The 24,557-nt window shown below is 72.1% G+C and carries 22 protein-coding genes; 2 read left to right on the top strand and 20 right to left on the bottom strand.

Annotated features, from left to right (window positions below):
* Window positions 1-9: 9 nt before the first annotated feature.
* From GXW74_RS16630 to GXW74_RS16615, 4 genes are read right to left on the bottom strand one after another with little or no spacing between them, the layout of a single operon-like run.
* Window positions 10-828 (bottom strand): enoyl-CoA hydratase-related protein, encoded by an 819-nt coding sequence (locus tag GXW74_RS16630; RefSeq protein ID WP_211847650.1) that lies wholly within the window; start codon window positions 826-828, stop codon window positions 10-12.
* A gap of 17 nt (window positions 829-845) precedes the next feature.
* Complete coding sequence (locus GXW74_RS16625; RefSeq protein ID WP_211847649.1) at window positions 846-2,465, bottom strand: acyl-CoA carboxylase subunit beta; 1,620 nt, start codon at window positions 2,463-2,465, stop codon at window positions 846-848.
* 19 nt (window positions 2,466-2,484) lie between these two features.
* Window positions 2,485-3,645, bottom strand: coding sequence for an acyl-CoA dehydrogenase family protein (locus tag GXW74_RS16620; protein ID WP_211847648.1), 1,161 nt, complete (start codon window positions 3,643-3,645; stop codon window positions 2,485-2,487).
* A gap of 22 nt (window positions 3,646-3,667) precedes the next feature.
* Window positions 3,668-5,899, bottom strand: coding sequence for an acetate--CoA ligase family protein (locus GXW74_RS16615; RefSeq protein WP_211847647.1), 2,232 nt, complete (start codon window positions 5,897-5,899; stop codon window positions 3,668-3,670).
* 167 nt (window positions 5,900-6,066) lie between these two features.
* Between GXW74_RS16615 and GXW74_RS16610 the strand changes: the two genes are divergently transcribed.
* Window positions 6,067-7,047 (top strand): hydroxymethylglutaryl-CoA lyase, encoded by a 981-nt coding sequence (locus tag GXW74_RS16610; RefSeq protein WP_211847646.1) that lies wholly within the window; start codon window positions 6,067-6,069, stop codon window positions 7,045-7,047.
* A 38-nt stretch (window positions 7,048-7,085) separates the two neighbouring features.
* The gene (gene aliB / locus GXW74_RS16605) at window positions 7,086-8,252 is read left to right on the top strand and encodes a cyclohexanecarboxyl-CoA dehydrogenase (RefSeq protein ID WP_211847645.1); all 1,167 of its coding nucleotides are present in this window, start codon (window positions 7,086-7,088) and stop codon (window positions 8,250-8,252) included.
* A gap of 30 nt (window positions 8,253-8,282) precedes the next feature.
* Here the strand turns inward: aliB and GXW74_RS16600 are convergent, their stop codons facing one another.
* The 16 genes from GXW74_RS16600 to GXW74_RS16525 all read right to left on the bottom strand — a co-directional run bounded on the left by GXW74_RS16600 (window position 8,283) and on the right by GXW74_RS16525 (window position 24,530).
* Window positions 8,283-9,935: a cyclohexanecarboxylate-CoA ligase gene (locus GXW74_RS16600; protein WP_211847644.1), complete on the bottom strand. Its 1,653-nt coding sequence runs from the start codon at window positions 9,933-9,935 to the stop codon at window positions 8,283-8,285.
* Window positions 9,936-9,968: 33 nt separating this feature from the next.
* On the bottom strand, window positions 9,969-11,144 hold the full coding sequence (locus GXW74_RS16595; protein WP_211847643.1) for an acyl-CoA dehydrogenase family protein: 1,176 nt from the start codon (window positions 11,142-11,144) through the stop codon (window positions 9,969-9,971).
* 34 nt (window positions 11,145-11,178) lie between these two features.
* Window positions 11,179-12,165, bottom strand: a complete 987-nt coding sequence (locus GXW74_RS16590) for a tripartite tricarboxylate transporter substrate binding protein (RefSeq protein ID WP_211847642.1) — start codon at window positions 12,163-12,165, stop codon at window positions 11,179-11,181.
* 82 nt (window positions 12,166-12,247) lie between these two features.
* On the bottom strand, window positions 12,248-13,033 hold the full coding sequence (locus GXW74_RS16585) for an enoyl-CoA hydratase-related protein (protein WP_211847641.1): 786 nt from the start codon (window positions 13,031-13,033) through the stop codon (window positions 12,248-12,250).
* Between the two features lie 64 nt (window positions 13,034-13,097).
* Entirely contained in the window at window positions 13,098-13,841 is a 744-nt protein-coding gene (locus GXW74_RS16580; RefSeq protein WP_211847640.1) for an SDR family NAD(P)-dependent oxidoreductase, read from the bottom strand.
* A gap of 9 nt (window positions 13,842-13,850) precedes the next feature.
* Window positions 13,851-14,612 carry an enoyl-CoA hydratase/isomerase family protein gene (locus tag GXW74_RS16575; RefSeq protein WP_211847639.1) on the bottom strand — a complete coding sequence of 254 codons (762 nt, stop codon included), beginning with the start codon at window positions 14,610-14,612 and terminating at the stop codon, window positions 13,851-13,853.
* A gap of 32 nt (window positions 14,613-14,644) precedes the next feature.
* The gene (locus tag GXW74_RS16570; protein WP_211847638.1) at window positions 14,645-15,847 is read right to left on the bottom strand and encodes an ABC transporter substrate-binding protein; all 1,203 of its coding nucleotides are present in this window, start codon (window positions 15,845-15,847) and stop codon (window positions 14,645-14,647) included.
* Between the two features lie 28 nt (window positions 15,848-15,875).
* On the bottom strand, window positions 15,876-16,574 hold the full coding sequence (locus tag GXW74_RS16565) for an ABC transporter ATP-binding protein (protein ID WP_246523503.1): 699 nt from the start codon (window positions 16,572-16,574) through the stop codon (window positions 15,876-15,878).
* Window positions 16,571-17,281: an ABC transporter ATP-binding protein gene (locus GXW74_RS16560; RefSeq protein WP_211847637.1), complete on the bottom strand. Its 711-nt coding sequence runs from the start codon at window positions 17,279-17,281 to the stop codon at window positions 16,571-16,573. The genes GXW74_RS16565 and GXW74_RS16560 overlap by 4 nt, the downstream gene beginning before the upstream one ends.
* The gene (locus tag GXW74_RS16555) at window positions 17,278-18,240 is read right to left on the bottom strand and encodes a branched-chain amino acid ABC transporter permease (RefSeq protein WP_211847636.1); all 963 of its coding nucleotides are present in this window, start codon (window positions 18,238-18,240) and stop codon (window positions 17,278-17,280) included. The genes GXW74_RS16560 and GXW74_RS16555 overlap by 4 nt, the downstream gene beginning before the upstream one ends.
* Window positions 18,237-19,085 carry a branched-chain amino acid ABC transporter permease gene (locus tag GXW74_RS16550; RefSeq protein WP_211847635.1) on the bottom strand — a complete coding sequence of 283 codons (849 nt, stop codon included), beginning with the start codon at window positions 19,083-19,085 and terminating at the stop codon, window positions 18,237-18,239. Before GXW74_RS16550 ends, GXW74_RS16555 begins: the two co-directional genes overlap by 4 nt.
* Window positions 19,082-19,762, bottom strand: a complete 681-nt coding sequence (locus tag GXW74_RS16545) for a TetR/AcrR family transcriptional regulator (RefSeq protein WP_338148256.1) — start codon at window positions 19,760-19,762, stop codon at window positions 19,082-19,084. The genes GXW74_RS16550 and GXW74_RS16545 overlap by 4 nt, the downstream gene beginning before the upstream one ends.
* Before the next feature lie 131 nt (window positions 19,763-19,893).
* On the bottom strand, window positions 19,894-20,703 hold the full coding sequence (locus tag GXW74_RS16540; protein WP_211847634.1) for an NUDIX hydrolase: 810 nt from the start codon (window positions 20,701-20,703) through the stop codon (window positions 19,894-19,896).
* Window positions 20,704-20,786: 83 nt separating this feature from the next.
* A complete protein-coding gene (coaA, locus tag GXW74_RS16535; protein WP_246523501.1) occupies window positions 20,787-21,764 on the bottom strand; it encodes a type I pantothenate kinase in 978 nt (325 codons plus the stop codon).
* 88 nt (window positions 21,765-21,852) lie between these two features.
* Complete coding sequence (locus GXW74_RS16530; RefSeq protein WP_211847633.1) at window positions 21,853-23,493, bottom strand: flavin-containing monooxygenase; 1,641 nt, start codon at window positions 23,491-23,493, stop codon at window positions 21,853-21,855.
* Between the two features lie 35 nt (window positions 23,494-23,528).
* Window positions 23,529-24,530: a Bug family tripartite tricarboxylate transporter substrate binding protein gene (locus GXW74_RS16525; RefSeq protein ID WP_211847632.1), complete on the bottom strand. Its 1,002-nt coding sequence runs from the start codon at window positions 24,528-24,530 to the stop codon at window positions 23,529-23,531.
* Window positions 24,531-24,557: the final 27 nt, after the last annotated feature.

The raw sequence follows: 24,557 nt of genomic DNA, 5'->3' as shown, positions 1-24,557 counted from the left end.
CGGCGCCCCCTATGCCTCGCCGGCCCAGGCCGGGCGGCGTTTTTCCAGGAAGGACCTTGTGCCCTCGATGCCTTCCTCGGTGGTGACGCAATCGGCGAAGACCTCGGCGGCGAATTCGATCATCGCCGCGTCGTCGAGCAGCGATGCGGCGTTGAGCACCCGCTTGGTGCCCGCCAGCGCGCCCGGCCCGCAGCGCCGCACGGCGCGCTCGATCTCGGCGAGGCGCGCCTCGATCGCCGCATCGTCCTCGCACAGGTGATGCGCGAGGCCGAGTGCCGCCGCCTCCCGCCCGTCGATCCGCGCGGCGGTCAGCGCAAGCCGGCGCGCCTGCGACAGGCCAAGCCGCCGCACCACATAGGGGGCGATCTGCGCCGGGGCGACGCCGATGCTCGCCTCCGGCATGGCGAATTGCGCGTCGGGCCGGGTGAGGGTGATGTCGGCCGCACAGGCGAGGCCGAAGCCCCCGCCCATCGCCGCCCCCTCGACCACCGCGACGACCACCTGCGGCGCGTGGTTGACGGCGCGGAACAGCTCCCCGCCCAGGCGGTTGCGCTCGCGCGCCGCGACGCGTGGATCCGCGTTCGGGTCGTGCAGGCTCTGGTCGCGCTCGCGCATGTCGCCGCCCGAACAGAACCAGCCGCCGGCGCCGCGCAGCACCACCAGCCGGACCGAGCGGTCATCGACCAGCGCCGCGAACAGCGCGCGCATCTCCCGGTTCAACGCGACGCTCATGGCGTTGCGGCGTTCCGGCCGGATGAACAGCACGTCGAGCCGCATGCCGCGGCGGGCAAGCGCCAGCGCCTCATGCTGGCTGGTGGTGATTTCCATCTTCCTGCTCCCCGCCGTCACATGCGCGCCGCGCCGAAGGTGATCGGGCTCAGCGGCCGCAGCGCGCCCTCGCGGCAGATCGACAGGCAGAGCCCGAGCACCCGGCGCGTGTCGCGCGGATCGATGATGCCGTCGTCCCACAGCCGCGCCGTGGCGTAGAGCGCGGTGGAGACGCGGTCGTATTTCTCGATTATCTCGCGGCGCAGGGTGGCGATCCGCTCCTCCTCCACCGGCTTGCCGGCGCGCTGCAGCTTCGCCTCGGTCACGGTGCACAGCACGCCGGCCGCCTGCTCGCCGCCCATCACCGCGATGCGCGAATTGGGCCAGGAGAACAGGAAGCGCGGGTCGAAGCTGCGCCCGCACATGCCGTAATTGCCGGCGCCGAAGCTGCCGCCGACGATGACGGTGATCTGCGGCACGGTGGCGTTGGTGACCGCCTGGATCATCTTCGAGCCGTGCTTGACGATGCCCTCGGTCTCGGCCTCGCGCCCCACCATGTAGCCGGTGGTGTTCTGCAGGTAGATGATCGGGATGCCGGACTGGCAGCACAGCTGGACGAATTGCGCCGCCTTGACCGCGCCGCGCTGCGTGATCGGCCCGTTGTTGCCGATCAGCCCGCAGGGGTGGCCCTCGATCCGGCCGCGGCCGCAGATGGTGTAGGGGTCGAAGGCGGCCTTGAACTCCAGGTAGTCGGAATCGTCGAGGATGCGCGCGAGGATCTCGCGCATGTCGTAGGGCGTCTGGTGGTGGGGCGGCACCAAGCCGAGCAGCTCCTCGGCCGCGTGGCGCGGCGGGCGGGCCGGCGGCACCGCGAGCGCCGGCCGGCGGTCGTTCCAGTACAGCTTCTCCACCACCTCGCGCGCCAGGGCGATCGCGTCGGCGTCGTCCTCCGCGAGGTATTCGGTGGTGCCCGGCCCGGTCGCGTGCATGTCGGCGCCGCCGAGTTCCTCGTCGTCGGCGATCTCGCCGGTGGCGGCGCGCAGCAGCGGCGGGCCGGCGAGGAAGACGCGGGCGCGCCGCCGCACCATGATGACATGGTCCGACATGCCCGGCACATAGGCGCCGCCCGCGGTCGAGCTGCCATGCACCACCGTCACCTGCGGGATGCCGGCCGCCGAGAGCCGCGCCTGGTTGAAGAACTTGCGCCCGCCGCGGACGAAGGTCTCCTCCTGGCGGAACAGGTTGCCGCCGCCGCTCTCGACCAGCTGGATCAGCGGCAGCTTCTCGCGCAGGGCGATGTCCTGCGCGCGCAGCGCCTTCTCGGTGCCCATCGGCACCGTGGTGCCGCCCTTGATGGCGCTGTCATTGGCGATGACCATCACGCGCGTGCCCGCGACCTGGCCGATGCCCACGATCAGCCCGCCGCCGAGCACCTCCTCCACCCCGTCATCGTCATGCATGCCGAGCCCGGCAAGGGAGGAGAGGGCGAGGAAGGGCGCGCCGGGGTCGAGCAGCAGCTCGACCCTCTCGCGCGGGAGCAGCTGGCCGCGGCGGCGGAAGCGTTCGCGCTCGCGCTCCGAACGCTGCCGCACCTTGTCCTCGAGCGCGCGGAAGCGGGCGATCTCCGCCAGCATCCGCTCACGGTTGTCGTGGAAGGCGGGCGCTGCGGTGTCGAGCCGCGATTCGATCACCGGCATCGCCGGACCTCCCGCCGCCTCAATGCCGCTGCCGGTGCGACAGGCCCATGTCCTTGGCGATGATCTGCATCATCACCTCATTGGCCCCGCCGCCGATCGAGCTGATGCGCGAATCGCGGTAGATGCGCGAGACAGGGTTCTCCCACATGAAACCCTGGCCGCCCCAGAACTGCAGGCAGCCGCTCGGGATCACCTGCAGCAGCTGGCCCGCCTTGAGCTTCGCCATCGAGGCCAGCCGCGTGACGTTGCCGCCATTCACGTAGATCTCGACCGCGCGGTAGATCAGCGCGCGCAGCGCCTCGATCTCGGTCTGCCATTCGGCGAGCTTGAACTGGATCCACTGGTTGTCGAGCAGGGCGCGCCCGAAGGCCTGGCGCTGGCCGGTGTATTCGGCCGTCATCGCCACCGCGTCCTCGAGCTGCGTGATGCTGCGCGTGGCCCCGTAGAGGCGTTCCTCCTGGAACTGCTCCATCTGGTAGATGAAGCCCTTGCCTTCCTCCCCGATGCGGTTGCGGACCGGCACGCGCACCTCGTCGAAGAAGATCTGCGCGGTGTCCGAGCAGCGCAGGCCGAGCTTGTCCAGCACGCGCGCCACGGTCACGCCCTTGGTCTTCATCGGCACGACGATGAGCGACTTGTTGCGGTGCGGCGCGCCTTCCTCGCCGGTGTTGCACAGCAGGCAGATCCAGTCGGCCTGGGCGCCGTTGGTGATCCACATCTTGCCGCCGTTGATGACGTAGTCGTCGCCGTCGCGCCGCGCATGGGTGCGGATGCTCGCCACGTCGGAGCCCGCGCCCTCCTCGCTGACGCCGATCGCGCCGACCATGTCGCCGGCGATCAGCGGCGCGAGGAATTCCCGCCGCAGCTCGTCCGAGCCGTGCTTCGCGAGCGCCGGGCAGCACATGTTGGTCTGCACCCCGATCGAGGTGGACACGCCCTGCGCCGCGACATGGCCGAGCTCCTCGGCCATCACCGTCTCGTAGGAATAGTCGAGGCCGAGGCCGCCGAAGGACGGCGGGCGGGTGATGCCGAGCAGCCCGGCCTTGCCCAGGATCTTCATCACCTGGTGGGCGGGGTAGCGGCCGGCCTTCTCCCACTCATCGACATGGGGATTGATCTCCTCCTTCACGATCCGGGCGATCGTGCGGCGGATGGCCTCGTGTTCCTCGGTGAACAGCATGCGCGTCTCCTCGTTGTGTCGCTCAGAGCGTCTGGATCAGGGCGTCCACGGCGACGCCGCCGCGCCCGCGCGGGTGCAGGATGAAGGGGTTGACGTCCACGCCGAGCAGCCGGTCGCGGTGGCGGTCGGCGAAGACCGACAGCCGCGCGAGTGCGGCGGCCAGCGCCTCGACATCGGCCGGCGGCGCCCCGCGCGCGCCTTCGAGCAGCGGCCAGGCGCGCAGCTCGCGCAGCATCCGCATCGCCTCGGCCTCGCCGAAAGGCGCGACGCGGAAGCTGACATCGCCGAGCGCCTCGACATGGATCCCGCCGAGCCCGGCCATCACCACCGGCCCGAAGACCGGGTCGCGATGGACGCCGAGGATCATCTCGGTGCCGCGCGCGACCATGGGGGAGACGATCACGCCCTCGATGCGCGCGCCGGGCGCCTTCTCCCGCGCCGAGGCGCTGACGCGCGCGAAGGCGTCGCGCACCGCCGTGGCCGAGGCGAGGCCGAGCGCCACGCCGCCCACCTCGGTCTTGTGGGCGATGTCGGGGGAGAGGATCTTCATCGCCACCGGGAAGCCCAGCGCCTCGGCCGCCGCCGCCGCCTCCTCCGCCGAGCGGGCGAGGCGGTCGGGGACCATCGGGATGCCGGCGCCGGCGAGGATCGCCTTGGCCGCGCGCTCGTCGAGCGGGCCCGCCGGCAGATCCGGCTGCGGCGGCAGGACCGGCGGCGGCCCGGCCGCGCCGCGCTCGGCGAAGGCGCGCCCGAAGCGCACCAGCGCGGCGATGGCGCGCGTCGCCTCCACCGGGTCGCGATAGACCAGCATGCCGCGCTCCTCGAGGCTGCGCCGGACCTCCGGCGCGGCATCCATGGCCAGCGCGAAGACGCGGTCCGCGAACTCGGCCGACAGCGCCTCGAAGATCGGGCGCAGCCGCTCGACGAAAACGGGGTTGCGGCCGAGATGGGCCATGAACAGCACCGCCGTCGGGCAGCCGCCCTGCTGCATCAGGATCCGCAGCGACTTCGGCCACAGCGAGAAGTCGTGCAGCGCCGCGCCGGTCAGGTCCACCGGGTTGCGCAGCCCGCCCGCCGGCACCAGCGCGCGCAGCTCCTCCTGCGCCGGGGCCGGCAGCTCCGGCACGTCGAGCCCCTCGCGCCGCGCGGTGTCGGCGGTGAGCACGCCCGCCCCGCCCGAGATGGTCAGCACGCCGAGTGCCGGCGTGGTCGGGAAGCGCCCGAGGTTGCAGGCGTAGCCGATCGAGAGGAACTCCTCGAGCGAGCGGGCGCGGTGCACGTCGTACTGGCGGAACAGCGCGTCATAGACCTCGTCCGCGCCGGCCAGCGAGGCGGTGTGCGAGGCCGCCGCCGCGGCGCCGACATCCGAGGCGCCGACCTTCATCATCACCACCGGCTTGCCCAGCGCGCGGGCGCGTTCCAGCGCGCCCACCAGCGCCTGCGGCCGGCCGCAGCCCTCGATATAGGCGAGCACGACGCGCGTCTCGGGATCCTCGAGCGCATAGGTCAGGGTGTCGGTGAAATCCACATCCGCCTGGTTGCCCGTGGTGGCCCAGAGGTTGATCCCGATCCCCTGGTCGCGCGCGAGGCCGAGGCAATAGGAGCCGAAGGCGCCGGACTGGCTGACGATGCTGACCCCGCCCGGCTTCGGCCAGTTGCCCGAGACGATGTAGGTGAAGGAGGCGATGAGCCGCCGGCGCACGTTGATCGTGCCCATGCAGTTCGGCCCCATCAGGCGCATGCCGTGCCGGCGCGCCAGCGCGACGAGGCTCTCCTGCGCCTGCCGCCCCGCCTCGTCCACCTCGGCGAAGCCGGCGCTGAACACCACCGCGGCGCGCACGCCCTTGGCCGCGCAGGCCTCGATGGCGCCATGCACGTCGCGCGTCGGCACCGAGACGATGGCGAGATCGACCTCGCCCGGCACATCCACGATGGAGCGATAGGCGGGCAGGCCCTGCACCGTCGGGTAGTTCGGGTTGACGGGCAGGATGCGGCCCTCGAAGCCGGCCTCGATCAGGCCGGCGACGGGGCGGCCGCCGATCTTGAGCGGGTCGGCCGAGGCGCCGATCACCGCCACCGAGCGCGCATCGAAGAAGGGCGCGACCGTGCCGGTCGCGGGCCAGCAGCCGACGGTCACGGACGCCGCGCCCGGCAGCGGCAACCGCTCCGCATCGCGCGCCGCGATCCGCAGCCCGCGCCGGCGTGCCGCGCCGCGGCCCGCAAGCGAGTCGTCATCCTGAACTTCCCCACCCATGGCCGCGGCTGCGTCGCGCCGCGTGCCTCATTCTTGTGGTCCAATCATTGAGGGCCGGAACAGGGTTGTCAAGGACGCCGGGACGGCTGGCGCGACAGCGCCCTCATGCCGCAAGATGGCGCGGCGGGCGCAACGCGCCGGCGCATATGGGGAGGAGGCCAGGACGCATGTCCGATCTGCCGAAGCGCGTCGAGTTCCACGAGGAAGGCCCGCGCGAGGGCTTCCAGATCGAGCCGCGGATCTATCCGCTCGAACAGCGCGCGGCGCTGGTCGAGGCGCTGGCCGAGACCGGCCTCAAGGCGGTGCAGGTCGCCTCCTTCGTCTCGCCCAGGGCGGTGCCGCAGATGGCGGATTCCGAGGCGCTCTTCGCCGCCATCCGCCGCCGCCCCGGCGTGCGCTACGAGGCGGTCTGGCTGAACGAGCAGGGCTTCGAGCGCGCGCGCGCCACGCCCGGCGTCGATCTCGCCGGCAAGATCAGCCTCTATGCCTCCGACGCCTTCGCGCGGCGCAACAACAACTGCTCGGCCGAGGAGATGCGCGGGCGCGTGCTGCGCTGGCTCGACCTCTATGCCGAGGCGGGGCTGACGGTCGAGCGCGCGCTGGTCATGGCCGCCTTCGGCTGCAATTTCGAGGGCGAGATCCCGCCGCGCCGCGCGGTGGACGAGCTGGTCTGGGCGCACCGCATCTGCGCCGAGCGCGGCATCGTGCTGCCGAAGGTCTATCTCGCCGACACCATGGGCTGGGCCAATCCGCAATCGGTCCGCCGGCTGGTGGGCATGCTGCGCGAGGCGCTGCCCGCCACGCGCATCGGCCTGCACCTGCATGACACGCGCGGGCTCGGCGCGGCGAACGTGCTGGCGGCGCTCGAGATGGGCGTCGATCTGTTCGACAGCTCGATCGCCGGGCTCGGCGGCTGCCCCTTCGCCGGGCATGGCGACAGCAGGGGCGCGGGCAACATCTGCACCGAGGACATGGTGTTCCTCTGCCACGAGATGGGCATCGAGACCGGCCTCGACCTCGAGAAGCTGATCGAGGCGGCGCGCCTCGCCGAACGCATCATCGGCCGTCCGCTCGGCGGGCATGTCATGCATGCCGGCTCGCTCGCGGCATACCGCGCGCGGGCGGGTGCCGCCGCCGGCCACGGCTGATCGCAACCAGGGGCGGGACATCCGCGAGGGAACTACGAATGAGCTTCATACCGACCGAGGAGCAGCAGGCGATCTCCGACGCCGCGCGCCGCTTCGCCGCCACCCGGCTCGCGCCCGGCTACCGCGCGCGCGAACAGGCCGGCACGCTCGATCGCGCGCTGCTGCGCGAGATGGGCGGGCTCGGCCTGATCGCGCCCGAGATGCCCGACAGCCATGGCGGCCTCGGCCAGCCCTGCGTGACCGCGGGGCTGGTGGTCGAGGCGGTGGCCCATGCCGACATCAATGTCAGCTACGTCCAGCTGCTCGGCTCGCTGATGGGCAGCATCATCCTGCGCCACGCGGCACCGCCGCTGGCGCAGGACTGGGTGCGGCGCATCGTCGGCGGGGAGGCGATCGTCGCCATCGGCCTCACCGAGCCGCGCGGCGGGTCGGACGCCGCCAACCTCGCCCTGCGCGCCGAGCGCGCCGGCAATGGCTGGGTGCTGTCGGGCGAGAAGACCTCGATCAGCTGCGCCGACCAGGCCGATGGGATCGTCGTCTTCGCCCGCAGCGGCCGCCCCGAGGACGGCGCGCGCGGCATCAGCGCCTTCCTCGTGCCGCTCGACGCGCCGGGCATCTCGCGCTCGCGCTTCGACGATCTCGGCACCTGCGCGGTGGGGCGCGGCTCGGTCTTCTTCGACGGCGTGAAGGTGCCGGCGGACCACATGCTCGGCGAGGAGAACCGCGGCTTCGTGCAGGTGATGCAGGGCTTCGACTACAGCCGCGCGCTGATCGGGCTGCAATGCATCGCCGCCGCGCAGGCCTCGCTCGACGAGAGCTGGGCCTACATCCAGGAACGCCGGACCTTCGGCGCGCCGCTGGCGCAATACCAGGGCGTGACCTTTCCCCTAGCCGAGGGGGAGACCATGCTCGCCGCGGCGCGGATGCTCTGCTACCAGACCCTGGCGCTGCGCGACCACGGCCTGCCGCACACCTCCGAGGCGGCGATGTGCAAGTGGCTCGCGCCCAAGACGGCGGTGGAGGTCATCCACCAATGCCTGCTGACCCACGGCCATGCCGGCTATTCGAAGGACCTGCCGCACCAGCAGCGGCTGCGCGACGTCATGGGCCTCGAGATCGGCGACGGCACGGCGCAGATCATGAAGCTGGTGATCGCGCGCGAGAGGATCGGGCGCGTCGCGGTGCAATACGCGCGGCAGGGCTGATGCCCCGCCGCGCCGGCGCGGGGCCTCCGTTCAGCCCTGCCGCTGCTCGGGCGTCAGGCTCTTGGCCTGCTCGCGCAGCTGGAACTTCTGGATCTTGCCCGAGGGCGTCTTGGGCATCTGCTCCACCACTTCGAGCCGTTCGGGCAGATACTGCTTGGCGATCTGCTCGCGCAGCAGGAAGGCGTTGAGTTCCGCCAGGCTCGGCGCGCCGGCGCCGGGCCGCGGCACGACGAAGGCGCAGGCCCGCTCGCCGAGCCGCGCATCCGGCATGGCAACCACCGCCGCCTCCTGCACCGCGGGGTGGCGGTAGATCAGGCCCTCCACCTCGACGACGGGAATGTTCTCGCCGCCGCGGATGATGATGTCCTTGGCGCGGCCGGTGATGCGGACATAGCCGTCGGCATCCAACCGCGCGAGGTCGCCGGTCTCGAACCAGCCCTCGGCATCCGTGCCGAACCATTCCGGGCGGCGCAGATAGCCGACGAAATTGCTGGCGCTGCGGATCTGCAGCCGGCCCTCCTGCTCGGCCGGCAGCGGTTGTCCTTCCGCATCCACCACCCGCAGCTCGACGCCGGGCAGCGGGCAGCCATCGGTCTCGAAGGCCTTCTCCGGCGGGTCCTCCGGCCGGGTGGTGGTGGCAGCACCGTTCTCGGTCATGCCCCAGGCGGAGATGATGGTGGCGCCGAGCGACTCGGCGGCGCGGCGGGCGAGCACGCGCGGGATCGGCGCCCCGGCGGAGAGGAACATCCGCAGGCTGCGGACCGCCGCGGGCCGGCGCGCGCCCACATCCGCGAGGTCTGACAGGAAGGGCGTCGAGGCCATGGTGAAGGTCACGCCCTCGGCCTCGATCAGGTCGGCCGCCTCCTCCGGCTGCCAGATGTCCTGCAGCACCACCTTGGCGCCGAGCAGGATCGGCGCCATCAGCCCGTACATGAAGCCGGTCTGGTGCGCCATGGGGGAGGACATCATCAGCACGTCCGCCGGCCCGAGGCCGGTGCGCTCGATGTAGCCGCGGACATTGCTGAGCAGCGTGTTGGAGGTGTGCATCACCCCCTTCGGTTCCCCGGTGGTGCCGGAGGTGAAGAGGATCTGCACCACCTCGTCGGCGCCGGGCCGGCCGGCGGCGAACAGCGCGCGCGCATCGGCCCCGGGCTGCGGCGCGAGGAGCTGGTCGAAATCCTCCTCGCCCTCGCCGCCGATCACCAGCAGCCGGGCCAGCCCGGGCAGGCGCGCCCGCAGCGAGCGCGCCATCGCCGCATGATCGAAGCCGCGATACTGCCGCGGCACGATGAACACCTTGCTCTCGGTGAGGCCGAGCATGAAGCCGAGCTCGCGCTCGCGGAAGATCGGCATCAGCGGGTTGGTCACCGCGCCGATCCTGAGGCAGGCGAGGTGCAGGGCGGTGAACTGCCACCAGTTCGGTAGCTGGAAGGACACCACGTCGCCGCGTCCGACCCCCATCCGCGACAGGCCGAGCGCGATGCGCTCCGCCCGCCCGGCGAGGTCGCGATAGGTCAGCACGGCGCGCTCGCCGGTCAGGCTGTTGCGGCCGACGATGGCGGTCGCGCCCGGCTGCGCGGCGACCGCCGCATCCAGGCTGTCGGTCAGCAGATAATCGCCCCACAGGCCCTCCGCGCGCATCGCACGGATGCGGGCCTCGGGCAGGATCGGGTCGAATTGCATGGACGTTGCCTCCGTTGATTGGGGGGCCGCCCGTCAGTCGCGCCTGGCGAAACTCCGGCCGATCAGCTGGCGGTGCACCTGGTTCGTACCTTCCCATATCTGGGTGATCTTGGCGTCGCGGAAAATACGCTCCACCCGGTAGTCCTGGATGTAGCCGTAGCCGCCATGCATCTGGATCGCGTCGGTGGCGATCCGCATGGCGAGGTCCGAGGCGCGCATCTTCGCCATCGAGGATTCGAGGCCGTAGCCCTCCTCGCCATCCTCCATCACGCCGCACAGGTAGTCGAGCCACGCCTCGGCCATGGCGAGGTCGGTCGCGGCATCGGCGATGGTGAACTGGTTGGCCTGGAAATCCACGATCCGCCGGCCGGAGGAGCGGCGGTCATTGGCATAGGCGACCATGTCGCGGAAGGCCGCCCGCGCGATGCCGAGCGCATGCGCCGCCACCGAGGGGCGCGAGCGGTTGAGCGCGGCGAACAGCAGCTTCAGCCCATCCCCCGGCGCGCCGATCAGGTTGGCGCGCGGCACGCGGCAGCCCTCGAAGGCGAGGGCCGCGGTGGAGGAGGCGCGGTGGCCGAGCTTCTCCTCGAGCCGCAGCACCTTGTAGCCCTGCACCGCCTGCCGTTCCATCACCAGCAGGCTGATCGAGCCCTTGGGGTCGGCGATGCCCTCCCACTTGCCGAAGAGGAGCAGGAAATCGGCCACGTCGCCGCTGGTGATGAAGACCTTGCCGCCATCGACCACGATCTCGTCGCCCTCGGGGCGGAAGCGCGTGGTCATGGCGGTGGCGTCCGAGCCGCCGACCGCCTCGGTGATGGCGAGCGCGCCGAGCGCGCCCTCGGCGATCCGCGGCAGCACGCGCGCCTTCAGCGCCTCGGAGCCGAAATCCATCAGCGGGCCGAGCGCATGGTAGTTGGTCGCGTAGATGATGGCGGTGGCGGCGCAGGCCTCGGCGAGGATCTTGACCACCTCGAGATAGGCGCGGAAGCGCAGCCCCACCCCGCCATGGGCCTCGGGCAGGAAGATGCGGTTGAGGCCGAGCTCGTTGATGCGGCGGATGTTGTCCCAGGGGAATTCGCCGCTGCGGTCGTGATGGGCCGCGCACGGGGCGATCTGCTCGGCGCAGAGCCGGCGGACCTGGTCGAGCAGCAGCGTCTCCTCCGCGGTCCAGCCGCGGCGGCGTTCGATGCGTTCGAAGATGGGGTTCATGGTGTCCTGCCTTTCATGCGCTGGCGCCGCCCGGTCATGCCGGCCGCATGCCGGAACGGCGGACGACGTCGCCCCAGCGCTCGATCTCGCGGGTGATGAAGGCGGCGATCGCCGCCGGCGGCATGGGCTCGCCCGGATTGGCGCCGAGTTCGGCGAAGCGCGCGCGCAGCGCCGGGTCGGCCAGCGCGGCGATGACCGCCTCGTTCAGCCGCGCCACGGCGTCGGGCGGCGTGCGCGCGGGCGCGAGCGCCGCGTTCCAGGTGCGGCAGTCGAAGCCCGCGACGCCCGCTTCCTCGAGCGTCGGCACGCCGGGAAAGACCGGCGAACGGGTGCGGGTGCTGATCGCGATGGCGCGCACGCTGCCCGAGCGCGCCAACGCCGAGGCGGTGGAGACCGGGTCGAACATGAACTGGATCTGTCCGGCCACCAGATCCTGCAGCGCCGGGCCGTTGCCGCGATAGGCGACGTGCAGGATGTCCACCCCGGCCAGCAGCCGCAGCAGCTCGCCCGCCAGGTGCGGCGTGCTGCCCACCCCGGCCGAGCCGTAGGTGAAGGCGCCCGGCCGCTCGCGCAGCAGCGCGACGAAGGCGCGCGCATCCGCCGCCGGCACCGAAGGATGGACGATCAGCGCCATCGGCACCTCGCTGAACATCGCCACCGGGGCGAAGTCGCGCTCGGTGTCGTAGGGCAGGGAGGGCAGCAGCGTCGGGTTGACCGTGTGGCTGGTGGTCGCAACCAGCAGCGTGTAGCCGTCGGGCGCCGCGCGGGCGACGAATTCCGAGCCGCCGACCACCCCGCCGCCGGTGCGGTTCTCGACCACCACCGGCTGGCCGAGCCGGGCGGTGATCGCCTGGGCCACGAGGCGGGAGACGACATCGGTGCCGCCGCCCGCGGCATAGGGCACGACGAGGCGCACCGGACGGTCGGGAAACGCCGCCAATGCGGGCGCCGCCAGCGCCGCACCGCCCATCCCGGCCATCAGCGACCGGCGCGAGATGCCAGGATTGTGCTTGTGGTTCATTGCCGCCTCCTCCGTGCTTGGTGGCGGGCGCGGGCGGCGATCCGCCCGCGCCCGTGATGGTCCTCTTGCCCTCGGCCGCGCCTCAGCGGAAGGGCGAGAAGTCCGGCTTGCGCTTCTCGACGAAGGCGCGCTTGCCTTCCATCGCTTCCTCGGTGTGGCCGAAGCCGTCAAGCGCGGACATCGCCATCTTGGTGGTGCCGTAGGCATGGGCCGAATCGGCGTTGAAGGAATACTTCAGGAACTTGATGGCGGTCGGGCTCAGCGCCGCGATCTCCGCCGCCCAGCCCTTGGCCTCGGCCATCAGCTGGGCCTGCGGCACGACCTTGTTGACGAGGCCCATCTCCTTCGCTTCCTCCGCCGTGTACTGGCGGCAGAGGAACCAGATCTCGCGCGCCTTCTTCTCGCCGACGATGCGCGTCAGCAGCGCCGTGCCCCAGCCGGCGTCGAAGGAGCCGACGCGCGGCCCGGCCTGGCCGAAGCGGGCATTGTCGGATGCGATGGTCAGGTCGCACAGCACATGCAGCACATGGCCGCCGCCGATGGCGAAGCCGTTCACCGCCGCGATCACCGGCTTGGGGATGTCGCGGATGGTGTTCTGCAGCGTCTCCACCTCCCACAGCCCGTTGGCGCTGGTGCCGTAGCCGCCGGTCTCGACGTATTCCTTCTGGTCGCCGCCGGTGCAGAAGGCCTTGTTGCCCGCGCCGGTGAGGATCACGCAGGCGACCTTCTTGTCCACCCAGGCGCGCTGGAGCGCGTTGATGAGCTCCTCCACCGTGCGGCCGCGGAAGGAGTTGTAGCGGTCGGGCCGGTTGATGGTGATGATCGCCGTGGAATCCTCCACGGCATAGAGGATGTCGGTGTAGTCCATCGGTGTGTTCTCCTGGAGATGGGCGCAAAGGGGGAAGGCGCGGGGCGCGGCGGCCCCGCGCCCGTCACGACATGGTCAGCCCGCCCGAGACGCTGAGCGTCTGGCCGGTGATGTAGCGCGAGCGGTCGGAGGCGAAGAACACGATCGCATCGGCGATCTCCTCGGGCTTCGCCACGCGCTTCAGCGGGATGACGCGGGCCAGCGCCTCGCGCATCCGCTCGGGCTGGGCGGCAAAGAGCGGCGTGTCGGTCGGCCCCGGGCAGACCACGTTGCAGGTGATCTCGTGGCGCGCCATCTCGCGCGCCAGCGACTTGGTGAAGGCGATGACGCCGCCCTTGGCGCCGGCATAGACCGTCTCGCCCATGCTGCCGACGCGCCCGGCGTCGCTCGCCACCGTCACCACCCTGCCGCCGCCGCCCTCCATCATCGGGTCGAGGAAGGCGCGCACGAAGCGCACGCAGCCGAGGTAGTTGATCTGCACGATCTGTTCCCAGAACTCGGGCGGATTCTTCACGAAGGGCTCGATGCGGTCCCACCCGGCGGTGCTGATCACCGCATCGGCGCGCTTGACCTTCGCGTGCACGCCGGTGGCGAAGGCGGCGACCGCCTCGGGCTTGGTGACATCGAGCGGCAGCGCCTCGGCCTGGCCGCCGGCGGCGGCGATGCGCGCGGCCGTCTCGCGCGCGCCCTCGAGGTTGAGGTCGCCGATGAAGACGCGCGCCCCGACCTCGGCCAGGGCGAGGCAGGTGGCGCGCCCGATGCCGGAGGCGCCGCCGCTCACTACGGCAACCTTGTCGTTGAGTTTCATCTCTCGCTCCTACTTCCGTCTGCTTTCAAGGAAGGCCGAGACGCGCTTGCGCGCCTCCTCCGTGGTCATCAGCCGCCGCGTCGCGTCGTGCTCCATCGCGTAGCCGTCCGGGGCGCGGTCGGTCGAGGCGCGGATGCACGCCTTGCAGGCGGCCAGCGCCGGCCCCGCGAGGCCGGCCACCTGGTCGGCCAGCGCGCGCGCGCGCGCCGGCAATTCGGCGCCCGGCACCACCCACTGGACGATCCCCAGGCGTTCGGCGGTGGCGCCGTCCACCATGTCGTTGGCGAGGATGATGCGCGCCGCGACGCCCGGCCCGCACAGCCGGGTCAGCCGCTGCGTGCCGCCGGCGCCGGGGATCAGGCCGATGCCGGCTTCCGGCAGCCCGATCCGCGCCTCCTGCGCGGCGATCCGCAGGTCGCACGACAGCGCCAGTTCCAGCCCGCCGCCGAGCGCCGGGCCGTTGATCTCGGCGATGGTGACGAGCGGCAGCCGCTCGATCCGGTCATAGAGGTGATGGAAGGCGGCGACATGGCGCAGCATGTCGCGCACCCCCTCCTCGGCGCCGAACCGCCCGCCGATCTCCTTGAGATCGGCGCCGGCCGAGAAGAACCGCAGCGCGCTGCGGATGTGCAGCGCGCGCGGCAGGCCCTCGCGCTCGATGCCGTCGAGCACGCGGTTGAAGCCGGCGAGGAACTCCTCGCTGATGGCATTGGCGGGCGCCCGGTTCATCGTCACCACGACGACGCCCTCGCGCCGCTCGACCTCGAACATCCTGTTTCCTTTCCTTCCTTCCCGCGGGCGCCTCAGCCCATCCGGCAGGCCCCCGAGGGCGGCGGCGTCGCCTCGGCGGCCCGCACCGTCATCTCGATCGCGCGGTGCACGCGGCCGCCGTCGCGCACCACGCGGCCCATCAGGTTCGGCATCACCAGCTGATGGTCCTCGGCGCGCATCCGCACCATGCCGAAGGGCGATTCGAATTCGAGGCCGTTCATCGCCCGCGCCACCTTGTCCGGATCGGTGCTCTCGGCCTTGCGGACCCCCTCGAAGATCAGGCGCATGCCGGTATAGGTCTCGGCCTCGTATTCGCCGGGGTCCTGGTTGAAGCGGCGGCGCCAGGCCTCGACGAAGCGGCGGTTCTGCGGCGTGTCGAGGGAGGCGTCGTAGTTGATGACGCCATAGGAGCCGACCACGTCCTCGCCCGCCGCGCGCAGCGTCGTCGGCACGATGTAGGCGTGCCCGACGATCGTCAGCTCCGCCGACAGCCGGAACTGCCGCGCCTGCTTGGCGAAGTTGATCGCGTCCCCGCCCGAGAGCACCACCCACACCCCCTGCAGCCCGGCCGCCTTGAGCTGCGAGATGTAGGGCGCGTAGTCGCGCGTGCCGAGCGGCGGGAAGACGCTGAGCGCGACCTCCTTGCCGGCGTCCTGCGCCGCGCGGGTGAAGCCGGCCGCCGAATCGCGGCCCCAGACGTAGTCCGCCGCGCAGATGCCCCATTTGCGCTCCGGCCGGCCGCGCAGCCACGGCCCCACCACCATCAGGTCCATCGCATCGGAATGGTTGGCGCGGAACAGCCGCCGCCCGCAGGCCTCGCCCGTCAGCCGGTCGGCCTTGTTGACCGTCGAGACATAGAGCGCGTTCCACCGCTCGAGCTGGCCCGCGATGGCAAGGCCGCTCGCCGAGGAGATCGCGCCGATCAGCAGGCCGTGGCCGCCGAGGGCCAGGCGCTCGGCGGCGCGGCGCGCGGCGTCGGGGTTGCTCTGCTCGTCGCCGATGCGGAACTCCACCTGCCGCCCGTCGATGCCGCCGGCGGCATTGGCCTCGTCCACCGCGAACTGCACGCCGCGGATCACCTCCTCGCCCAGCACGGCATAGGCGCCGGTTTGCGAGGTGGGCACGCCGATGCGGATCGGGTCGCGCCGCGCCTGGGCGCGCGCCGCCCCGGCGAGCCCGGCGGCGAATGCGCCGAAGGCGGCGGCGCCGATGATCGCTTCTCTCCTGGTTCGCATGACGTTCCTCCTGTTCCCTTGGTTGACGCTAGACGCCCAGATGCTCGTGCAGCACCGCCTCGTCGAGGCCGGCGACCGGCCCCGAGGCGACGATCCTGCCCTTCGCCATCGCATGAAACTGCCGCGCGGCGCGGCGGATCAGCCCCAGATGCTGCTCGATCAGCAGCAGCGCCGTGCCTTCGCGCGTCGCCAGGCGGTCGAGCGCCTCGCCGAGCTCGTCCACCACCACCGGCGCCAGCCCCTCGCTCGGCTCATCGAGGATGAGCAGGTCCGGATTGGCCATCAGCGCGCGCCCGATGGCGAGCATCTGCTGCTGCCCGCCCGACAGCGCGGTGCCCGGCGTGGCGGCGCGCTCGGCGAGGATGGGGAACATCTCGCACACCGCGGCGAGCGTCCATGGCCCCGGCCGCTGCACCGCGGCGCCGAGCAGGAGGTTCTCGCGCACCGTCAGGTTGGGCAGGATGCGCCGGCCCTGCACCACCACCGCGATGCCCGCCCGCGCCGCCCGGTAGGGCCGCAGCGGCAGCGGCTGCGCCGCCCCGTGGAAGCGCACCGCGCCTGCCCGCACCCGCGCCAGCCCGAGCACGGCATTGACCGTGGTGGTCTTGCCCACGCCGTTGCGCCCGACCAGGGCCACGCGCTCCCCCTCGCCCACCGCCAGGCTGACGCCGTGCAGGATATGCGCCTCGCCGTAGAAGGCATGCACGCCGTCGAGTTCGAGGATCATGCCGCCGCGCTCCCGAGATAGGCGCGCACCACCTCGGGGTGGCGGCGGATCTCCTGCGGCGTGCCCTCGGCGAGGATGGCGCCGAGTTCGAGCACGGTGATGCGCTCGCAGATGCGGAACACCACCTCCATGTCGTGCTCGACCAGCAGCACCGTCACGCCCCGCGCGCGGGCGAGCTCGCGCAGCCGGTCCGCGAGCGCGAGGGATTCCTCGGCCGTCAGCCCCGCCGCCGGTTCATCGAGCAGCAGCACGCGCGGCGGGCCGACCAGCGCGAGGGCGAGATCGAGTCGCCGCTGGTCGCCATAGGCGGTCTCCTGCGCCGGCACCGCGGCGAGCCGCGCGAGGTCCAGTTCCTCGAGCAGGCGCGGCGCGTCGGTCGCGCCGACGCGCCGCGCCGCGAGTTCGAGTTGCGCGCCCACCGGCAGGGCGGGGAAGATGCTGGTGCGCTGGAAGGACCGCGCCAGCCCGGCATGGCGCCGCGCCGCCGGCCCCAGGCCGGTGATGTCCTGGCCGAACAGCCGCACGCTGCCGGCGCTGCCCGGCGCGCGGCCCGACAGCACGTCCACCAGCGTGGACTTGCCCGCCCCGTTGGGGCCGATCAGGCCGCGGATCTCGCCCGGGGCGAGGTCGAGATCGACGCCGCGCAGCGCCGCGACGCCGCCGTAATGGCGCGCGAGGCCCCGCGCCGAGAGCGCCGGCGCGCTCATGCCTCGGCCCCGCGCGGCCGGCGCAGCCGCCGCGGCAGGCCCGACAGCCCGTCCGGCAGGAAGACCATGACCAGCACCAGCAGGATGCCGAGCAGGCCGAGCCAGCGCTCGGTCACCTCGACCAGCTGCTCGCGCAGCAGGAAATAGACGGCGGCGCCCGCGAGCGGCCCCCACGCCGTGCGCGTGCCGCCGAGCAGCGCCATGATCAGCGCCGAGCCGGAGACGCTCCAATGCACCGTCTCGGGAGAGACGAAGCCGTTGTAGAGCACATAGAGCACGCCGCCCGCCGCGGCGATGCCGCCCGACAGCGCGAACACCGCCGCGCGCGGCAGCACCGTGCCGTAGCCGAGGAAGCGGGCGCGTTCCTCGTTCTCGCGGATCGCCTCGGTCAGCAGGCCGAAGCGGCTGCGCGCGAGCAGAGCGGCGAGCGCGGCCAGCGCCACCATGGCCAGCCAGGCGATGAGGAACATCCCCTCGGCCCGCTGGAAGGTGGCGGCGGGCAGGCCGAAGATCTCGCGCGGCAGGGCCACGGTCAGCCCGTCGGCGCCGCCGGTCACGCCGCGCGCCTTGTTCGCCGCCTCGAAGCAGGCCTGGCCGAGGGCGAGCGTCAGCATGGCGAAGGCGATGCCGTGCACCCGCACGACGATCAGCCCGAGCCCGAAGCAGACCGCCGTCACCGCCAGCACGGCCAGCAGCAGCGCCACTTCCGCCGGCAGCTGCCCGGGCGCGCCGAGGCCGATGCCGGCGAGGTAGGCGCCGGCGCCGAACATCGCCGCATGGCCGAAGCTGACCATGCCGTTCTGCCGCGCCAGCACGCCGACGGAGAGCGCGAGGATGGCATAGATGCAGGCCTGGACCAGCAGCGAGAGCAGCACGCCCGGCGGCACCAGCGCCGCGATCGCCGGCCCCGCCGCCGCGGCCGCCAGCGCCCCCGCGCCGATCCGCCCCGCCCCGCTCACAGCCGCTTCCCCGCCAGGCCGGTCGGCCGCCACAGCAGCACCGCCGCCATGGTCAGGAACGGGATCAGCGCCGCGATGTCGGGCACCAGCACCGCGCCCAGCACCTGCACCTGGCCGAGCAGCAGCGCCGCCAGCGCCGCGCCGCCCAGGCTGCCGAGCCCGCCCACCACCACCACCACGAAGCAATCCACCAGGATCTGCCCGCCCATCGCCGGCGACAGCGACAGGAAGGGCGCCGCGATCACCCCCGACATCCCGGCCAGCGCGGCGCCGAGCGCGGTCACCAGCATCGCCACCGCGTCGGTGTTCACCCCCTGCACGGCGGTGATCGCCGGGTCGAGGCTCGCCGCGCGGACGAACAGCCCGGCGCGGGAGCGGTGCAGCCAGGCCAGCAGCGCGGCGGTCAGCGCCGCCGCCATGGCGATCACCGCCAGGCGATAGACCGGGAAGGCGTCGCCGCCGAGCGCGACGCTGCCCGCGAGCGGCGCCGGCGCGTCCATCGAGCGGCCCTCGGTGCCCCAGATCCACTGCACCGCATCCTCGATCACCAGCAGCAGGCCGAAGGTGACGATCACCGTCACCAGCGGGTCGCGGTCCTGGAGCACGCGGAACACCAGCCGGTCGAGCACCGCGCCGAACAGGGCCAGCACCACCGCGCTCGCCGCCAGCCCGGCCCAGAAGCCGCCCGCCTGCGCCGCCGCGTAGCCGGCATAGGCGCCGAGCATGTAGAAGGCGCCATGCGCGAAATTGACCACGCGCCGCAGGCCGTAGATGAGCGCCAGCCCCGCCGCCAGCACCAGCAGCAGGCTGCCATAGACGAGGCCGTTGAGGATCTGGATGGTCATGGCGGCGCCTCCGCCCGCCGCCGCGCCCCCAGCGGCGTGAGCAGCGCGCCGAGCAGCATATCGAGGCTGTCGGCGATGTAGTCGTCGATCGTCATGCGCCCCGCCAGCCGCCAGGTCTTGAGCGCCCAGCCATGCGCCATCATCACCACCCGATAGGCGGTCAGCTCGGCATCCACAGGCCGGAACAGGCCCTGCGCGATGCCGTCGCGGATGCACGCCGCGATCAGCGCGTTGGTCTCGATCTCCCGCCGCTTGATGTGCTCGCGCAGCGGGCGGCGCAGCGAACGCGATTCCTGATAGGCGAGCAGGGTCGCCTCGGGCCTTTCGGCGACGATCCGGCAATAGGTGTCCAACGCGGCGGCGAACCGCGCGATCGGGTCGCGCAACCCGGCGAGCGCCGCCGGGATCCTGCTGGCATAGGCATCGAGCAGGCTGTCGAGGACCAGGAGAAGGAGTTCCTCCTTGTCCTGGACATAGTTGTAGATGAGCCCAGGGCTGACCCCGACGCGCAGGGCGATGTCGCGTATCGTGGCCGCGTGGTAGCCGCGGCGCCCGAACAATTCGCCCGCCGCCTCGGTGATCTGGGAACGCCGCTCGGCGGTCAGCCTGTCCGCGGCGGCACGCTGGTCGCCGCCGATGGCGTGCGCCGCGCTGGGGGGGCTGCGTCCCGCGCTCACCGCCCGCCTCCGCGCGGGCCGATGGTCCGCCACCGTGCCATGCCGTTCCACTCCCGACCGCGCCGCTGAGCCGCCTGCGCCGGCGCGGGCGCAGGCGCGTCGATGCAAGATCCAATCATTGCCGGGGCGGGTTAACGCGGCTGCGCCCCGCCCGACGCCGGCATGTCGTGGGCGAGGAAGATCTCGCCGCCATAGCCGGCGGCGAGCGGGATGCGGAGTTCGCGCCCGCCCTCGACGGCCCGCACGAATTCCGGCTCGACGGTGACGATGGGCGCGCCGCGCGCCGCGCCGATCGAGGCCTCGGCGGTGGTCTCGCGCGCCAGCTTCATAAGGTTCATGCGGGTCGGGAAGATCATCTTGCGACGCCCCCCGGCGGCATCGTCCAGCGCGTCGGCCGGCCGGATCCAGGCTGAATCGACCGCCTCCCCGCCGTCATGCAGGGCGAGATGGTCCTCCGGCGCGACGGCCAGGAAGAAATGCGTGTCGAAGCGCTTGGGCTGCGTGCGCGGCGTGATCCAGTGCGCGAAATGCACCAGCAGGTCGGTCGCCGGCACCAGGTCCTCGGCGGCGAGGATATCGGCGAAGGAGGCCTCGCGCCGGCACAGCGCGGCGCGAGGCGCCTCCAGCCGCCGCACCACATCGGCGCCGACCAGGGCCTGCTCTCCGCGTCGCCGGGCCAGCAGCACGCCGCATTCCTCGAAGGTCTCGCGCACCGCCGCGACGTGGATGGGCGAGGCTTTCTCATCGCCGCCGAGGCCCTCGGCGATGCCGGCATCGTCCGGATCGACGCGGCCGCCGGGAAAGACCAGCGCGCCCGAGGCGAAGTCGATCTCATGGTGGCGGACCACCATGAACACCTCCATGCCCTGCGGACGGTCGCGCAACAGCAGCACGGTGGCGGCGGAGCGGGCGGTAACCGGGGAAGCGGGGCTGGCGGACATCGGCAGGGGAACCTCGGGCGGCGTGCAGGCAGGGGCCGGCTGCACAGGCGGCGGGGGGCGCCATCGCGGCGCGGGGGGCGCGGTCAGTGGCGGCGCAGCAGCACCTCCCCGACGGCATGGTCGCTGCGCTTGGACAGCAGGACGCGCGCGCGCTCGCGCGTCGGCGCGACATTGCGGCGGAGATTGACGAGGTTGATGCGCCGCCAGATGTCGCGGGCCATCGCCTCCGCCTCCGCGCGCGGAAGGTCGCGGTAGCGGTGGAAATAGGAGGCCGGGTCGCGGAAGGCGGTGCGCTGGAGCAGCAGGAAGCGTTCCAGGTACCAGGCCTCGATGTCGGCGGTCTCGGCATCGACGTAGATCGAGAAGTCGAAGAAATCCGAGGCCACGACCGAGGCGGCGGTGGTCTGCAGCACGTTCAGCCCCTCGAAGATCAGGATGTCGGGCCGACGCACCGACTGTCGCTCGCCGGGCACGATGTCGTAGGCGAGGTGCGAATAGACCGGCGCCTGCACCTCGAGCCCCGACTTCGCATCGGCGAGGAAGCGGATCATCCGGCGCAGGTCGTAGCTTTCGGGAAAGCCCTTGCGGTGCATCAGACCGCGCTGTTCCAGCACCCGGTTCGGATGCAGGAAGCCGTCGGTGGTCACGAGATCCACCCGCGGATGGTCGGGCCAGCGCGCCAGCAGGAACCGCAGCGTGCGCGCGAGCGTGCTCTTGCCCACGGCGACGCTGCCGGCGATGGCGACGATGAACGGCCGGTGTTCCGCCGCGCGGTCGAGGAAGGCCGCCTTGTCCGCCGCCAGCCGCCGCGCGGCCGCCACCTCGAGGTTGATGAGGCAGGCGAGCGGGGTCAGCGTCTCGGTCACCTCGGCGAAGGAGACCGGCTCGCTCACGCCGCACAGCGCGGCGAACTCGGCTTCCGTCAGGGCGGGCGGCGTGCCGGCGGCGAGCGCGGCCCAGTCGCGCCGCGTGAACCGCTCCCATTCCTGCGGGCGCGGCTCCGCGCGGGGCGCGTCGAGGGCCGGGGCAAGGGCCGCGGCCAGCATGGCCGGACGCGGCATCAGCCGCCATGCTCCGCGCCGCGGGCGGCGCCGCGAGGAGGCGAAGAAACCATCGGAAAAGCCTCGAGGTGCATGGCGGTCCCCGGAATCAGCTCAGCGCCACGCCGGCATACCCGCGCGCGGCGATGTCGTCGGCCCAACCGCGGTAGGCCGGCGCGCTGCCGGTGTAGCGCGCGACGCGGCGCACCTGCCGGCCCTCGACATTGACGTTGACGCCGGTCATCCAGGAATCGACCTCCATGGAGAGCAGCCCCTTGGCGACCTCCATCACATGGTCCATCCACTTCGCCATCGCCTCGGGCGTCGCCTCCGCGCGCGTCAGGCCATTGGCCTGCATGTGGCGCAGCAGCCGGGTCACCCAGTCCACGTTGAACTCGATCGAGCGCGGGATGTTGCCGAGCGCGGCGTGCGGGCCGAGCAGCATGAACATGTTGGGGAAGCCGTCCTGCAACATGCCGACCAGGGATGTCGCGCCGTCCTTCCACATCTCCTTCAGCGTCACGCCGTCCTTGCCGCGGAAGTCGATGCGGTCGAAGGCGCCGCGCAAGGCGTCGAAGCCGGTGGCATAGACGATGATGTCGAATTCGTAGTCCCGTTCGCTGGTGCGGATGCCGGTCCCGGTGATGCGCTCGATCGGCGTCTCGCGGGTGTCCACCAGCGTCACGTTCGGCTGGTTGTAGACCTCGTAGTAGTTGGTCTCGAGCGGCACGCGGCGGGTGCCGAAGCCGTGGTTGGTCGGGATCAGCTTCTCGGCGACCTTCTGATCCTTCACCCGCTGGCGGATCTTGTTGGCGACGAAGTCCGAGATGACGCGGTTGGCCTCGCGGTTGGTCAGCATGTCCTTGAAGTTGCCGACCCAGATGCCGAAGCCGCGCTCGTTGTAGAGCTTCTCGAGGATCGCGTTGCGCTCCTCCTCGGACGCGTCGAAGGTGTTCTTGTCCATCGGCGTGTGCAGGAAGCAGGAGAAGGTCTCCTCGCAGCGACGGAAGATCTCGTCGTAGCGGGCGCGGATCTGCTCCATCTCCTCGGGCGCGATCCTGCCGTTGCCGAGCGGGGCGCACCAGTTCGGCGTGCGCTGGAAGACCACCAGTTCCCGCGCCATCTTGGCGACTTCCTGGATGGTCTGCACGCCCGAGGCGCCGGTGCCGATGACGGCGACGCGCTTGCCGGCGAAATCCACCGGCTCCTTGGGCCACAGGCCGGTGTGGAAGGACTGGCCGCGGAAGTCGCTGATGCCGGGGAAGTTCGGCATGGTCGGCGCCGACAGCGCGCCGATCGCGGTGATCAGGAAGCGCGAGCGGTGGCGGCTGCCATCCTCGAGCGTGACGGTCCAGCTGCGGCTGGCCTCGTCCCATTCGGCCGCCTTGACCCGCGCGTTGAACTGGATGTCGCGGCGCAGGTCGTATTTGTCGGCGACGCGGTTGAGGTAGCGCTCGGTCTCCGGCTGCGGGGCGAAATGCTCGCTCCAGCTCCATTCCTGCAGCAGGTCCTTGTCGAAGGAATAGCCATAGGAATAGCTCTCGGAATCGAAGCGGCAGCCGGGGTAGCGGTTCCAGTACCAGGTGCCGCCGACGCCCGTGCCGGCCTCGAAGACGCGCGCGCGCAGGCCGAGCTCGCGCAGGCGGATCAGCTGGTAGAGGCCCGACATGCCGGCGCCGATCACGATGGCGTCGAAGGTGGTGCCAGGGGCGCCGGCGGGCGCGGCGCGCGTCTCGGTCATGGTGGTCATCGGGTTCGGTCCTTGCAGGATTGGCGGCGCGCCGGTCAGTCCGCGCGGGCGCCGGAAATGCGAACGATCTCGCCCCAGCGGTCGATCTCGGAAGCGATGATCCCGCGCAGCTCCTCGGGCGAGGAGAAGGCGATCTCGAGCCCGAGCGTGTCGCGGAACCGTTCCTCGACGCCGGGCGCGCGAAGGCCCCGCTGCAGTGCGGCCGAGGTGCGCTCGACCGCGGCGCGGGGCATCCCGGCGGGGCCGATGACGGCGAAGAACACATCGGTGACGCAGTCCGGCACGCCGGCCTCGGCCATGGTCGGCACGTCGGGCAGCGCCGGCGCCCGCGCCGCCCCGGTCACCGCGAGGGCGCGGAACTGCCCGGCGCGGATCGCGGCGAGGCCGGTGGTCATGGTCTCGAAGGTGAAGGCAACGTCGCCGCGCATCATCGCCGTGGCCGAGGGCGCATTGCCGCCGAAATGGACGGGGAAGATGTCGATCCCGGCGCGCACGCGCAGCAACTCGCCCGACAGGTGGCTCGACGAGCCCACCCCGGGGGTGGCGTAGGACAGCTCCCCCGGGCGCGCCCGCGCCGCGGCGATCAGCTCCGGCAGCGAGCGGATCGGCGATTGCGAGCGCACCACCAGGATGTTCGCCGTGCGCGCGATCTGGGCGATCGGCTCATGGTCGCGGCGCGGGTCATAGGGCAGGCGACGGAACAGCGAGACATTGATCGCCAGCGCCCCGCCCGCCGAGACGCCCATCGTGTAGCCGTCGGGCGCCGCCTTGGCGATGGCGTCCACGCCGATATTGCCGCCGGCCCCGGCGCGGTTCTCGACCACCACAGGCTGCCCGAGCCCATCGCGCAGCATTTCGGCGAGCAGGCGCCCGAGCACGTCGGTCGAGCCGCCGGCAGGGAAGGGCACGATGAAGCGGATCGGCCGTGCCGGCCATTCCTGGGCCCTGGCCGGGGTGGCCAATGCAGGCGTCAGCAACGCCGCGCCGCCGATCAGCGCCTGCCGGCGCGGCAAGGCCGCAGCCTTCGGTCGTTCCATGGTTTCCCCCACTTCACTCAATCTTTT

The organism is Neoroseomonas eburnea, from assembly GCF_018129005.1.
In the GTDB taxonomy this organism is placed as follows: Bacteria; Pseudomonadota; Alphaproteobacteria; order Acetobacterales; family Acetobacteraceae; genus Neoroseomonas; species Neoroseomonas eburnea.
Note: the sequence above shows the minus strand (reverse complement) of the source record. Positions and strands in the feature narration are given on the sequence as shown.